Genomic DNA, 13162 nt, shown 5'->3' with positions numbered 1-13162 from the left:
GGTCGTCCTCACGACTGCTCGCACGAGGACACCGGCAGCGCCGGGCTGGCTGCCGGCGGCGCTGGCCGCCGCCGTGCGTTGGCCAGCACCACGCCGCCGATGGTGATCGCACCACCGACCAGCACCAGCACCTCGGGAACCTCGTGCAGCCACAGCCAGCCGATCAGCAGCGCGATCGGCGGCGACAGGTAGATGAAGCTGCTGACCTGCGAGGCCGATGAGCGGTTCACCGCCAGATTCCAGGCCAGGTAACCGACGAAGGTCGGCGCGATGCCCAGCCACAGCAGCGCGCCGATGTGCGGCCACGAGGCCGCTGCCAGCGCCTGCGGCAGATGCCAGCCGAACGGCAACGCGCCGAGCGTGCCGGCGAACATCGCGAACGCGGTGACCCCGACCATGCTGCTGCGCGAGAACAGCGCCTTCTGGCCGACGAAGAAGACCGCCGAGACGGCCACGCACACCAGCACCAGCAAGGCGTGCGGATCGACCTCCACGCGCTGTCCGCTGGCGAATACCACCAGCACCGTGCCGAGCAGGGCCACCGCCAGCCCGAGCCACGTGCGTGCGGCCAGCCGTTCACCGATCCACAGCGCCGACACCGCCGCCGTGGCCGCCGGCACCAGCGAGATCAGGATCGAGGCGGTGCCGCTGGCGATGCGCGTCTCGGCGTAGTTCAGGCACAGGTGATACACGGTCAGGCCAAGCACGCCGAGCAGGGCCAGTTGCGGCCAGTCGCGCAGCGCCGGCAATGGCACGCGCCTGATCCAAAGCAGCACGGCGAAGCACAGCGAGCCGATCAGCAGCCGCGCGAACGCCACCTCGCCCGGCGTGAACGCGGGCAATGCATAGGCGATCGCGGCATACGCCGACGACCACGTGAGCAGGGCGATCGCGATGGCGAGCAGGGCACGGCCATCGAGACGTTGAGCGGTATCCATGGGGGGATTCTCCGGCGGGGAAGCGCGCATCCTAGTCCTGGCGATGGCGCCGGTGAATAATGCATCGCGGCGGAATCGCGATGTTTCGCCGCTGATCGAAATGATGAAAGAGGTTGTCACCTTGGAATCGAAACCGACCGATGGCCGATCCGCACTGGACGGCAAGGACTGGCAATTGCTGGAGGCGCTGCAGCGCGATGCGCGACTCGGTTTCGCCGAACTCGGCCGGCTGGTGCGCCTGTCCGCGCCCGCAGTGGCCGAACGCGTGCGGCGACTGGAGGATGCCGGCGTGATCAGCGGCTACCACGCCACGGTCAACCCGCGCCGGCTCGGTTATGCGCTGAGCGCGATGGTGCGCCTGCGCTGCGACGGGGCCACCTGCGCGCGCATCGGCAGCCTGGTCGAGGACATTCCCGAGGTGCTCGAATGCCGCCGCCTGGCCGGCGAGGACTCGGCCCTGCTGCACGTGGTGGCGATGTCCACCGGGCACCTGGAGTCGGTGCTCGACCGCCTGCTCAAGACCGGCGCCAGCAACAGCACCACCACCCTGATCGTGCTGCAGACGCCGCACGAGAACCGGCCCCTGACCCGCGCGATGTGGAACGCGGCGATGGCGATGTCGGGCGACTGATCCACCGGTCGCGCGGGGCGACCAGTACTTTTGTCACGGTCGCGCATCGACACGGCGTCGCATACTCGAACGCTGCTCGAACTCAGGGGAACCCCATGCGCCGCCTCGCTTCGCTATTGCTGGCCAGTGCCATCGCGCTCGCCGGCCTGCCCGCCGCCCATGCCGCCGACGCGGCGCCGGCCAACGCGTCATCCAGCGCCACCCATGACAGCACCGATCCGCGCATCCCCGCCCATGAAACGGCGGTGCGCACGCAGCACAGCGTCGCCATCGGCGGGCGCACGATCAGGTACACCGCCACCGCCGGCACGGTGATCATCCGCGACGACAAGCAGCAGCCGCAGGCCAGCGTGTTCTACGTCGCCTACACCGTCGACGACGGCAAGCCCTCGCAGCGCCCGCTGACCTTCCTCTACAACGGCGGCCCGGGTTCCTCCAGCGTGTGGCTGCACATGGGCTCGCTCGGCCCGGTGCGCATCGAGACGGCCAGCCCGCAGGCCACCGCGCCGGCGCCGTACCACCTGGTGGCCAACGGCGACAGCCTGCTCGACAAGACCGACCTGGTCTTCATCGACGCCGTCGGCGCCGGTTATTCGCGCCCGCTGGGCAAGGCCACCGGCAAGGACTTCTGGGGCGTGGACCAGGACATTTCCGCCTTCAGCCGCGCGATCGAGCGCTACGTCACGCTCAACCGGCGCTGGAACTCGCCCAAGTTCCTGTACGGCGAGAGCTACGGCACCACCCGGTCGGCCGCGCTGGTCGACGCGCTGCAGGACAAGGGCATGGCCTTCAACGGCGTGATCCTGATGTCCTCGATCCTCAACTACGCGATCCGCATGCCGGGCTACGACGAGAGCTACGTCGGTTACCTGCCCAGCTTCGCCGCCGCCGCGTGGTACCACGACAAAGTGCCTTCCAAGAGCGGCCAGAACAAGCCGGCCGAGCTGAAGGCCTTCGTCGACCAGGCCCGCGCCTGGGCGCGTGGCCCGTACGCCTCCGCGCTGGCACTGGGGCAGGATCTGCCCGCCGCACAGTTCGACGCGATCGCCACGCAGATGGCCGGCTTCACCGGCCTGCCGGTGCAATACATCAAGCAGGCGAACCTGCGCGTGAGCCCCAGCCGCTTCCGCAAGGAACTGCTGCGCGACCAGCGTCTCATCCTGGGCCGCTACGACGCCCGCTTCACCGGCACCGACCCCGATGCCGCCGGCGAAACGCCGGAGTACGACCCCTCCGACACCGGCATCAGCGGCGCCTTCGTCAGCGCCTTCCACGACTATCTTGCCGACCAGCTCGACTACCCGAGCCAGCTCGACTACCGCCCCACCTACGGCAAGATCATCCAGGGCTGGGACTGGAAGCACGCCGTCCCGGGCATGCGCCGCGCGCTGCCGCTGCCGTACGTGGCCGGCGACCTGGCGCACGCGATGCGCACCAATCCGAACCTCAAGGTGCTCTCGCTCAACGGTTACTACGATTTCGCCACGCCGTTCTTCATCACCGAGTACGACCTGGCGCACATGAACCTGGACCCTTCGCTGCGCGGCAATCTGTCGTTCGCTTACTACCCTTCCGGGCACATGATCTATCTCAACACCGAGGCGCTGCAGCAGCTCAAGCACGATCTCGCCCGCTTCTACGACCTTGCCGCGCCGCAGCGCTGATACGGAGCCTCTCGCCATGCGCCATTCCCTCATCGCCCCGCTCGCCTTCGTCCTGGCCATCGGCCTTGCCGCCCCGCTGCATGCGGCCGACAGCAACCCGCACGACAGCAAGTCCCAGGCCGACAAGGACACCAAGAAGGACACGCTGCCGATCCCGCCCGAACGCAAGGTGGTGACCTCGCACAGCGTGCGCATCGATGGCCGCAACGTGGCCTACAAGGCCACCGCCGGCACCTTGCTGATCAAGGACGACAAGGGCCAGCCCACGGTCAGCATGTTCTACGTGGCCTACACCGTCGGCGACGGCAAGGCCGCGCAGCGGCCGGTCACCTTCCTGTTCAACGGCGGCCCCGGCTCCTCCAGCATGTGGCTGCACATGGGTTCGGTCGGGCCGGTACGGGTGGCCAACGCGGGCGACCAGCCGATCCCGCCGCCGCCGTACAGCACGGTGCCGAACGAATACAGCCTGCTCGACAAGTCCGACCTGGTCTTCATCGACGCGCCCGGCACCGGCTATTCGCAGCTGGTCGGCGCGGCCAAGGGCAAGGACTTCTACGGCATCGATCAGGATGCCGACGCGTTCGCGAAGTTCATCACCCGCTACGTCGGCGACAACCACCGCTGGAACTCGCCGAAGTTCCTGTTCGGCGAGAGCTACGGCACCACCCGCTCGGCGGTGCTGGCCAAGCAATTGCAGGACCAGGGCATGGAGCTCAACGGCATCGTGCTGATGTCCTCGATCCTGGACTTCAGCGTGTGGGCCAACACCGGTGTCGACCACGGCTACATCGTCAACCTGCCGACCGAGGCCGCGATCGCCTGGTACCACAACAAGGTACCGAACAAGCCCGCCGACCTGGCCGGCTTCATCGCCGCCGTGCGCCAGTTCGCCAGCACCGACTACACCCTGGCACTGGCCAGGGGCGACGCGATCACGCCGGCCGAGGCCGACCGCATCGCCACGCAGCTGAGCCAGTACATAGGCCTGTCGACGACGTACATCAAGCAGGCCAACCTGCGCATCGACCCCAGCCGCTTCCGCAAGGAGCTGCTGCGCGACCAGCGCCGCACGGTTGGACGTCTGGACGGCCGTTTCGAAGGCATCGACCCGGATGCCGCCGGCGAGACGCCCGACGGCGACGCCGCCAGCGATGCCGCCACCGGCGCCTACCTGGCCGCCTTCAACCAGTACGCCACCAGCGCCCTGAACTACGCCAGCGACCACGCCTACCTGCCCAACAACTACGGCGTCATCAACCGCAACTGGGACTGGAAGCGCGAGCACCAGCGCTTCCCGCAGGCGCCGTACGTGGGCAGTGACCTGGCCGACACGATGCGGCGCAACCCGCATCTGAAGGTCTTTTCCGCCAACGGCTACTACGACCTGGCCACGCCGTTCTACGCCACCGAGTTCGACCTGGGCCACCTCAGCCTGGACCCGGCGATCAGCAAGAACATCGAGTACGGTTTCTATCCGTCCGGTCACATGATCTACTTCGATGTCGACGCCTTGAAGCAAGTGAAGGCGGATCTGGCGCGCTTCTACGACGAGGCCGCACCGCGGCCCTGACGGAGTCTCCCCAGCCATGACGGACAAGCCGAGCGCACCGCCCGACGCCGACGAGAACGCACCCCGCGACCCTGCCCGGCGCCGCGTGCTGGGCGGCATCGCGCTGGCGGGTGCGGCCGCGACGCTGGCCGGCTGTCGCATCGACGACGCACGCCACGCCAGTGCGCCGACGGGAGATCAAGCGGCGCTCGACGCGCTGCTGCGGCAGCACATCCAGCACGTGGTGGTGCTGTACGCGGAGAACCGCAGCTTCAACAACCTGTTCGCCGGCTTCCCCGGCCTGGCGCAACCGCTCAAGGCGCTCGACTCGCCCGAGTACCGCCAGCGCGACCGCGACGGCAGTCTGCTCACCACGCTGCCGCCGGTGTGGAGCGGCATGGTGCCGCGCGAGCAGGTGGTCGGCGGGCGCCGCTACCTCATCGACGAGCAGGCCATCACCGGTTTGCCCAACCGGCCTTTCGCGCTGCGCACGCCCGATGGCGAGCTGCTGCCGCACGGCGTGATCACCCGCGACCTGGTGCACCGCTTCTACGAAAACCAGCTGCAGATCAACGGCGGCCGCAACGACGGCTTCGTGGCCTGGAGCAACACCGGCGCGATGCCGATGGGCCACTACGCCGACACGGCCCGCAGCCTGCGCCTGTGGCAGCTGGCGCGGCAGTACACCTTGTGCGACAACTTTTTCATGGGCGCATTCGGCGGCTCGTTCCTCAACCACCAATACCTGGTCGCCGCGCAGCCGCCGTACTTCCCGCACGCCGACCAGAGCCCGGCGAAACTGCAGATCGCCCAGGTGCAGGGTGACGACCCCACCGGCATCCTGCCGAAGTTCGCCGAAGGCTCTCCGGCGAGCGCGATGCAGGGTCGCCCGGAATGGGCCTCGCGCGATGCCATGACGCCGGACTTCTGGGCGGTCAACACCATGGGGCCGGCCTATGCGCCGGGCTTCAGCCATGACCCGCGCGATCCGCGGCTGGCGGATGCGACCAGCCCGAACACGCTGCCCGCGCAGAGCCACCTGACCATCGGCGACGTGCTGTCGCAAGCCGGTATCGACTGGGCCTGGTATGCCGGCGCCTGGCAGCTGGCGCTCGACGGCAAGGGCGAAGGCGACCACAGCGAGTTTCCGCAGGTGCCGGATTTCCAGCCGCACCACCAGCCGCTCAACTATTTCCGCCAGTTCGCCCCGGGCACGGCGGCGCGTGCGCAGCATCTGCGCGACGCCGGCACCGGCAGCCGCGCCGACAGCAACCATTTCATTGCCGCGGTCGAAGCCGGCCAATTGCCGCCGGTGACGTTCTACAAGCCGCAAGGCAATCTCAACATGCACGCCGGCTACGCCAGCCTCGATGCCGGCGACGAGCACCTGGCGCAAGTGGTCGAGGCGCTGCAGCGCAGTCCGCAGTGGCCGAACATGCTGGTGGTGCTCACGGTGGACGAGAATGGCGGCTGGTGGGATCACGTGGCGCCGCCGAAAGGCGATCGCTGGGGCCCGGGCACACGCGTGCCGGCGCTGGTGATCTCGCCACACGCGAAGCGGGGCTTCGTCGACCACACGATCTACGACACCGGCTCGATCCTGCGTTTCCTCACCCGCCGTTTCGACCTCAAGCTGCTGCCCGGACTGAAGCTGCGCGACGCATCGATGATCGCCGCCGGCGGCCCGCCGCCGGGCGACCTCACCGCCGCGCTGCAGTTCGCCAGCGCCTGACCCCCGCAGGAAACACCGACCATGCGCGAGCTGTACCCGGAGATCGAGCCGTACCAGACCCATCGCCTCCCCGTGGATGCGCTGCACACGCTGCACGTGGAGGAGTGCGGCAACCCGCTGGGCCTGCCGGTGATCTTCCTGCACGGCGGACCGGGCGCCGGCCTGTCGACCTATCACCGTCGCTTCTTCGATCCGGCGCGCTACCGCATCGTGCTGTTCGACCAGCGCGGCTGCGGGCAGTCCACCCCGTTCGCCGAACTCACCGACAACACCACCACGCACCTGGTCGCCGACATCGAGCGCATCCGCGCCTTCCTGGGCATCGAGCACTGGGTGGTGTTCGGCGGCTCCTGGGGTTCGACCCTGGCGCTGGCGTACAGCCAGGCCCACCCGCAGCATTGCCTGGGCATCGTGCTGCGCGGCATCTTCCTCGGCCGGCCACAGGAATTGCGCTGGTTCAACGAACTCGATGGCGGCGCACGGCAGATCTTCCCCGAACGCTGGGCGCGCTTCCGCGATTTCATCCCGAGCGACGAGCGCGGCGAGATGCTGGACGCCTACTGGCAGCGCCTGAACAGCACCGACGAAGCCACCCGCCTCGCCGCAGCGCAGGCGTGGAGCGCGTGGGAAGGCGGCAGCACCACCCTGGTGCACGACCCCGACGCCGGCGGCATCTTCGAAGACCCGCATCACGCAGTCAGCCTGGCGCTGATGGAAGCCCACTACTTCCGTCACGCGCTGTTCCTCGAACCGGACCAGCTGCTGCGCGACGTGCCGCGCATCCGCCACCTGCCGGCCACCATCGTGCACGGCCGCTACGACATCATCTGCCCCGCCGTCAGCGCCTGGGACCTCGCCCAGGCCTGGCCCGAAGCCACCCTGCACTTCGTGCTCGCCGGCCACAGCGCGGCCGACCCGGCCATCGTCGACCGCCTGGTCGAGGCCACTGACGCGCTGGCCGATCGGTACTGCTGACGGCACGCCGTTTCGGACCGGAACCGCGTCGGCGCAAGAAGCGGATGGCGCGCCCGGCGCGGTGACGCCAGAATGCGCGCCTCACCTCGATGGAGTTGCCGATGCTGACCCTCTACGACTACCTGCCTTCGCAGAACGCCTGGAAAGTGCGCCAGCTGCTGCATCACCTCGGCCGGCCGTATCGCACGCTGGAGGTCAGCATCTTCGAGGGCGAGGGCCGCAGCGAAAGCTATCTGCGCATCAGCCCGACCGGCACGGTGCCCGCGATCGAACTGGACGACGGCCGCACGCTGGCCGAATCGAACGCGATCCTGATGTACCTGGCCGATGGCACGCCGTATGTGCCGGGTGATGCGTTCGGCCGCGCCAAGGTGCAGCAGTGGCTGCATTTCGAGCAGGAGCGGGTGGAGTCGGTGCTCGGCGCGCTGCGGCACTGGACGCTGACCGGCAAGCTGGCGCAACGCGCACCCGCGCTGGTGGAGGCAAAGCGCCACGCGGCGCAGCGCACGCTGGAGATCCTGGAGCGCGAGCTGTCGGAGCGCGACTTCATCGCCGGCGAGCGTTACACCATCGCCGACATCGCGCTGTTCGCCTACGGCAGCCGCGCGGCCGAGGCGGGCTTCGCGCTCGACGAATATCCCGCCATCCGCGCCTGGATCGCCCGAGTGGAGGCACAACCGGGCTTTCTCGCCACCATGCATCCGTACGCGAGCGACCCGCATTCGGCAGGCGAGTTGCCCTGAGCTTTCGTCACAGGCGGCAGCCAGCGCGGCGGTGGCATACTCGGGGTTTCCCGGCCCGAGAGATCTCCCGCCCATGCGCCTGTTTCCGCTTCTTGCCTTCGGTACGCTGCTGTTGCCGGTGGCTGCCCAAGCCAACGATCCGAACTCCTACGCCCAGCCCGACCAGGTGCGGGTGACGCATCTGGATCTCGACCTCAACATCGACTTCCCGCACAAGCAGCTCGCGGGCCAGGCGACGCTGAAGCTGGATTGGCGCAACCCGCAGGCGCAGTCGCTGGTGCTGGATACGCGCGACCTGAAGATCGCCAGGGTCGAGGCGCTGGCCGCCGACGGCAAGGCCACGCCGCTGAAATACGCGCTGGCACCGCGCGACAAGGAGCTGGGCAGCAAGCTCACCATCACCGCGCCGAAGCATCCGGCGCAGGTGCGCATCGTCTACAGCACGGCACCCACCGCGTCCGGCCTGCAGTGGCTGACCCCGGCGCAGACGGCGGACAAGCGCGCGCCGTTCATGTTCTCGCAGTCCGAATCCATCCACGCGCGCTCGTGGGTGCCGCTGCAGGACTCGCCGGCGATCCGCTTCACCTACGACGCGCACGTCAGCGCGCCGAAGAACATCCGCGTGGTGATGAGCGCGCTCAATGACGCGCAGCATCCGCTTGACGGCGATTTCAGGTTCGACCAGCCGCACCCGATCCCGTCCTACCTGCTGGCGATCGCCGCCGGCGACCTCGCGGTGAAGGAAACCGGCCCGCGCTCGGCCGTGTACGCGGAACCCTCGGTGGTGGCCAAGGCCGCGCACGAATTCGAGGACACCGAGAAACTGATCGAAGCCACCGAGAAGCTCTACGGCCCCTACGCCTGGGGCCGCTACGACATCCTGGTGCTGCCGCCCTCGTTCCCGTTCGGCGGCATGGAAAATCCCAACATGACGTTCGCCACCCCGACCGTGCTGGTGGGCGACAAGAGCCTGGTTTCGCTGGTCTCGCACGAGCTGGCGCACTCGTGGTCGGGCAACCTGGTCACCGCCGCGGCGTGGCGTGACATCTGGCTCAACGAGGGTTTCACCACCTACGTGCAGGGCCGCATCACCGAGGCGGTGTACGGCAAGAGCCAGGCCGACGAGGAGGCACTGCTGTCGGCGCGCGCGCTGCAGAAAAGCATCGGCGCGATGGCCGAGAACGCGCAGAAGCTGGCGCCCGACCCGCGCGGCGTGGGCGCCGATGACTCGCTCTCCGACGTGGCCTACGACAAGGGCTCGTGGTTCCTGCGCACGCTGGAGCAACGCTTCGGTCGCGCCGATTTCGATGCCTACCTGAAGGGCTATTTCAAGCATTTCGCCTGGCACAGCATCACCACCGAGCAGATGCTCGACTACATGAAGCCGAACCTGATCGAGAAGTACCCCGGCAAGATGGGCTGGGCGGAGGTGCGCGAATGGGTCTACGGCAGCGGCATCCCCAAGGATGCACCGCTGCCCGAGTCGCCGAGCTTCGACGCGATCGACAGGCAGCGCGGCGAATTTCTTGCCGGCACGCTGGCGGCCGACAAGCTCGACGCGAAGGGATGGAACACGCAGGAGTGGATGTATTTCCTCGACCGCCTGCCCGACGCGCCGGCGCTGGACAGGATGCAGCAGCTCGACGCCGCCTGGCACCTCACCGGCACGCCGAACGCGGAGATCGGCATGCGCTGGTACAGCCACGCGATTGCCGCCGGCGACAAGGCGGTGTGGGATGCCGCCGCCGAGCACATGACCCGGATCGGCCGCATCTACCTCACCACGCCGCTGTACAAGGCGTTCGTGAAAACGCCGGAAGGACTGGCCTTCGCCGAGCAGGTCTACGCCAAGGCGAAAGCCGGCTACCACCCGCTGACCCAGCAGGTGGTGGAGGGCATCCTCGCCAAGGCGAAGCAGGCGGACAAGCCTGAGTGAGCCCGACCTCGCCCACCGATACGACCACGCCGCTGTGGAAGCGCATGCTGCGACGGCGGCTGAAGTTCCTTGCCTGGCTGGTGGCGCTGCTGGCCATCGTGCTGGGCGGCAGCTACCTGTTCGCGCCGCAATGGCTGATGCGCGCCGGGCACCTGCGCGAGGCGATGGCGGCCAAGCTGGAAACACACAGCGTGCAGGTCGGCGACACCCGCTGGTCGTACTACGAAGGCGGCGAAGGCCCGACCATCGTGCTGCTGCACGGCTTCGCCGGCGACAAGGATGTCTGGTTGCCGGTAGCCGCGTTGCTGAGTGCACATTTCCATCTGGTCATCCCCGACCTGCCCGGCTGGGGCGAATCCTCGCGCGTGGCGCAGGGCAACTACGACGTCGACGCGCAGGCCGCGCGACTGGACGCCTTCGTGCAGGCACTGCGACTGCCGCGCTTCATGCTGGCCGGCCACGGCACCGGTGCGGCGATCGCCGCCGCGTATGCCGCCGACCAGCCGCAGCGCGTGGCCGGCCTGGCCCTGCTCGATGCGTACGGCCTGAAAGCCGGCGAGAGCGACTTGACGCGCCTGGTACGCGCGGGCAACAACCCCTACCTGTTCGGGGACCGCGCCGGTTATGCGCAGCTGGCCGCGCTGGAGTTCGCGCAGCCGCCCGACCGGCCCGGCCGCTTCGTCGACGTGCTGGTCGAGCGCAATCGGCGCGACCGCGATTTCATCCAGCGCACGTTCCAGGCCTGGCACGCGCAGCCGCTGGCGCTGCAGCAGCGGCTGGGCCGGCTGACCATGCCGGTGCTGGGGTTGTGGTGCCACGATGACAGGATCACCGACATCTCGGCGCTGGACAGCCTGCGCAACGGGCTGACCGCGGCCAGCGCGATCAGCACCAGCACGATCAACGGCTGCGGCCACCTGCCGATGCTGGAAAAGCCGGAGACCACCGCGCAGATACTCACCGGCTTCGCGCTGTCGCACTGACGCGGGCGGCGGCGCGAACCCAACCGCTCAGGCTGCACTCAGCCGCGACCGGCAAAAGTAATGTGGTTTGTGGTTGCCAACGTGGGAGAATGGGGACATGGGCCTGCAAACCGGCAGCGCGCCAGGGAAGAACGTGCAGCGATGATGCGAAACCTCATGCGTTCAGGTGTGGATGCGATTGCGCGGATGTCCACCACGCGGACCAACTACTGGACCGAGCTGGTGCTGGACACGGCGCTGGGCGCCTGGCTGCTGGTCGTCGGCTGGCGCCATCTCGACGGCGGCCCCTGGTTGGCCGCCGGGGCGATCGCGCTGGGCCTGTTCGCCTTCAGCTTCATCGAGTACTTCTTCCACCGCTGGATGTTCCACACCCGCATCCCGCTGTTCGAGCAGGGCCACCGCATGCACCACGAGCGCCCGCTCGGCTACGACTCGCTGCCGTTCTTCCTGCCGGCGATGGTGTTGATTGCGCTCACCGCGGTGCTGGTCGTGTTGATGCCGTTCGGGTTCGCGCTGCTGCTGGCCGGCTCGATCACGCTCGGCTACATCGTCTACGGCCTGGCCCACTTCATCATCCACCACGTGCGCTTCAAGCAGCCGGTGCTGCGCCGCTGGGCCGGCGCCCACCACGTGCACCACTACCACCCGGATACCAACTTCGGCGTCACCACGCCGCTGTGGGACATCCTGCTGCGCACGCGCTACGTGCGCCAGCCGCGCAAGGCAGTCTGACCGGCGCGTCACCGCGCCCCCTATCGAGGCCAGGTTCCATGCCCACAAACGAGTACCTGCTGATCTCGCGCGGACAATGGGACGAAGACGCCGACAAGGGCGCCGTGCAGGACACCATCGACCGCTTCTACGCCTGGTACGAAGAAGGCCTGGCGCAAGGGCGGCTCAAACCGGGCAGCCGCCTGGCGAACCGCGGCAAGCTGGTGTCCCGCGATGCGGTGACGGATGGTCCGTTCAGCGAATCCAAGGAGCTGGTCGGCGGCTACTGGTTCATCGTGGCCGACACGCTGGAGGAAGCCGCCGCGATCGCCGCGGAGAACCCCTGCCTCGCCTTCGGCCTGACCGTCGAGGTGCGTCCGCTGGAGTCGGTGCGCTCCAGCGTGGAGATCGTCACCAACGAGACACCGCGACGCTGGAAGACCACCGACGCCTGAGCCGGCGAGGACGCCGCGCCGTTCAATCGGCCACGTCGGCGACCAGCCGGTCGAGTTCGGCCTTGAGAATCGCGCCGTGCTGGCGCAGCCAGTCGCGCTGTTCGCGCCAGTCGGGATAAAGCGTTTCCACCAGTGCCCAGAAGCGCGGCGAGTGGTTGCGCACGCGCAGGTGGCACAGCTCATGAACCAGCACGTAGCGCAACGCGGCCGACGGCGCCAGCGCCAGCGCGAGGTCGAGGTTGATGCGATCGCGCGTGTCCAGGCTGCCCCACAGGCTCTTCATCGGGCGGATGCGCAGCGAGGTCGGCGCCAGGCCCAGCTGCGGCACGTGGACCGCCATCCAGCGCGACACGTCGCGACGGATCAGCAACTCCAGGTGGGAGGCGAGCAGGCCGCGGGCGATCGGCAAGGCGCGGCTGTGCGGGCGCGGCACCACCAGCGTCAGGCCGCGCGCATGCGCCTCGATCTTCGGATAGGTGCCTTCGGACCAGTCCAGTTCCACCAGTTCGCCGCGCAGCGGAAAGTGGCACGTATGGCCGATGCGCAGCGGCGGCAGCGGCTTGACGATCAGGTTCAGTTCGTCGAGCTTCTGCTCCAGCCACACGGCGTGGCTGCGCAGGAACGCGCTGACCTGCGCCGGATGCGTGCCGCGCGGATACGACACCCGCGCGCCCTTGGGCGTGACGGTGAGGCGCAAACGTCGCGCACGCGGATGGGCGGCCTTCAACACCCGGATGGTGTTGCCGCCTGCCATCGCCAGTTCCAGCCAGTCGCCTTCGAGATGCTGCGTCATGTCCTGCCGTCCATCCGGTACGTCACGCGCGGTCGGCGTGGCGAATCCGGAC

The 13162-nt window shown here is 68.5% G+C and carries 12 protein-coding genes; 10 read left to right on the top strand and 2 right to left on the bottom strand.

Going from position 1 to position 13162, the window contains the following annotated elements:
* Nucleotides 1–8 precede the first annotated feature (8 nt).
* A complete protein-coding gene (locus ACVCL3_RS12505) occupies nucleotides 9–938 on the bottom strand; it encodes a DMT family transporter (RefSeq protein WP_395120458.1) in 930 nt (309 codons plus the stop codon).
* Between the two features lie 103 nt (nucleotides 939–1041).
* Here ACVCL3_RS12505 and ACVCL3_RS12500 point away from each other — a divergent pair, with 103 nt between their 5' ends.
* The 10 genes from ACVCL3_RS12500 to ACVCL3_RS12455 all read left to right on the top strand — a co-directional run bounded on the left by ACVCL3_RS12500 (nucleotide 1042) and on the right by ACVCL3_RS12455 (nucleotide 12317).
* Nucleotides 1042–1569 carry an Lrp/AsnC family transcriptional regulator gene (locus ACVCL3_RS12500; RefSeq protein WP_395121273.1) on the top strand — a complete coding sequence of 176 codons (528 nt, stop codon included), beginning with the start codon at nucleotides 1042–1044 and terminating at the stop codon, nucleotides 1567–1569.
* Nucleotides 1570–1664: 95 nt separating this feature from the next.
* Nucleotides 1665–3233 carry a S10 family peptidase gene (locus ACVCL3_RS12495; RefSeq protein WP_447097873.1) on the top strand — a complete coding sequence of 523 codons (1569 nt, stop codon included), beginning with the start codon at nucleotides 1665–1667 and terminating at the stop codon, nucleotides 3231–3233.
* A gap of 16 nt (nucleotides 3234–3249) precedes the next feature.
* A complete protein-coding gene (locus ACVCL3_RS12490) occupies nucleotides 3250–4803 on the top strand; it encodes a S10 family peptidase (protein ID WP_447097872.1) in 1554 nt (517 codons plus the stop codon).
* A gap of 16 nt (nucleotides 4804–4819) precedes the next feature.
* Entirely contained in the window at nucleotides 4820–6514 is a 1695-nt protein-coding gene (gene acpA / locus ACVCL3_RS12485; RefSeq protein ID WP_447101461.1) for an acid phosphatase, read from the top strand.
* Nucleotides 6515–6535: 21 nt separating this feature from the next.
* Nucleotides 6536–7489, top strand: coding sequence for a prolyl aminopeptidase (gene pip, locus ACVCL3_RS12480; protein ID WP_447097870.1), 954 nt, complete (start codon nucleotides 6536–6538; stop codon nucleotides 7487–7489).
* A gap of 101 nt (nucleotides 7490–7590) precedes the next feature.
* A complete protein-coding gene (locus ACVCL3_RS12475) occupies nucleotides 7591–8232 on the top strand; it encodes a glutathione S-transferase family protein (protein ID WP_447097869.1) in 642 nt (213 codons plus the stop codon).
* Nucleotides 8233–8305: 73 nt separating this feature from the next.
* The gene (locus ACVCL3_RS12470) at nucleotides 8306–10168 is read left to right on the top strand and encodes a M1 family metallopeptidase (RefSeq protein WP_447097868.1); all 1863 of its coding nucleotides are present in this window, start codon (nucleotides 8306–8308) and stop codon (nucleotides 10166–10168) included.
* Between the two features lie 44 nt (nucleotides 10169–10212).
* Entirely contained in the window at nucleotides 10213–11151 is a 939-nt protein-coding gene (locus ACVCL3_RS12465) for an alpha/beta fold hydrolase (RefSeq protein ID WP_395121275.1), read from the top strand.
* Between the two features lie 186 nt (nucleotides 11152–11337).
* A complete protein-coding gene (locus tag ACVCL3_RS12460) occupies nucleotides 11338–11883 on the top strand; it encodes a sterol desaturase family protein (protein ID WP_395120470.1) in 546 nt (181 codons plus the stop codon).
* A gap of 38 nt (nucleotides 11884–11921) precedes the next feature.
* A complete protein-coding gene (locus ACVCL3_RS12455; protein WP_447101460.1) occupies nucleotides 11922–12317 on the top strand; it encodes a YciI family protein in 396 nt (131 codons plus the stop codon).
* 22 nt (nucleotides 12318–12339) lie between these two features.
* On the opposite strand, the gene ACVCL3_RS12450 is transcribed toward ACVCL3_RS12455, so the two are convergent.
* Nucleotides 12340–13110, bottom strand: coding sequence for a M48 family metallopeptidase (locus tag ACVCL3_RS12450; RefSeq protein WP_447101459.1), 771 nt, complete (start codon nucleotides 13108–13110; stop codon nucleotides 12340–12342).
* Between the last annotated feature and the right edge of the window lie 52 nt (nucleotides 13111–13162).

The sequence above is a fragment of the Rhodanobacter sp. UC4437_H4 genome, from assembly GCF_052978425.1.
Note: the sequence above shows the minus strand (reverse complement) of the source record. Positions and strands in the feature narration are given on the sequence as shown.

What these genes read in the sequence shown, in the direction of transcription:
- ACVCL3_RS12470 (WP_447097868.1), top strand. Translation starts at nt 8,306, where the DNA reads ATGCGCCTGTTTCCGCTTCTTGCCTTCGGTACGCTGCTGTTGCCGGTG.
- ACVCL3_RS12455 (WP_447101460.1), top strand. Translation starts at nt 11,922, where the DNA reads ATGCCCACAAACGAGTACCTGCTGATCTCGCGCGGACAATGGGACGAA.
- ACVCL3_RS12465 (WP_395121275.1), top strand. Translation starts at nt 10,213, where the DNA reads ATGCTGCGACGGCGGCTGAAGTTCCTTGCCTGGCTGGTGGCGCTGCTG.
- acpA (WP_447101461.1), top strand. Translation starts at nt 4,820, where the DNA reads ATGACGGACAAGCCGAGCGCACCGCCCGACGCCGACGAGAACGCACCC.
- ACVCL3_RS12450 (WP_447101459.1), bottom strand. Translation starts at nt 13,110, where the DNA reads ATGACGCAGCATCTCGAAGGCGACTGGCTGGAACTGGCGATGGCAGGC.
- ACVCL3_RS12505 (WP_395120458.1), bottom strand. Translation starts at nt 938, where the DNA reads ATGGATACCGCTCAACGTCTCGATGGCCGTGCCCTGCTCGCCATCGCG.
- pip (WP_447097870.1), top strand. Translation starts at nt 6,536, where the DNA reads ATGCGCGAGCTGTACCCGGAGATCGAGCCGTACCAGACCCATCGCCTC.
- ACVCL3_RS12495 (WP_447097873.1), top strand. Translation starts at nt 1,665, where the DNA reads ATGCGCCGCCTCGCTTCGCTATTGCTGGCCAGTGCCATCGCGCTCGCC.
- ACVCL3_RS12490 (WP_447097872.1), top strand. Translation starts at nt 3,250, where the DNA reads ATGCGCCATTCCCTCATCGCCCCGCTCGCCTTCGTCCTGGCCATCGGC.
- ACVCL3_RS12500 (WP_395121273.1), top strand. Translation starts at nt 1,042, where the DNA reads ATGAAAGAGGTTGTCACCTTGGAATCGAAACCGACCGATGGCCGATCC.
- ACVCL3_RS12475 (WP_447097869.1), top strand. Translation starts at nt 7,591, where the DNA reads ATGCTGACCCTCTACGACTACCTGCCTTCGCAGAACGCCTGGAAAGTG.
- ACVCL3_RS12460 (WP_395120470.1), top strand. Translation starts at nt 11,338, where the DNA reads ATGTCCACCACGCGGACCAACTACTGGACCGAGCTGGTGCTGGACACG.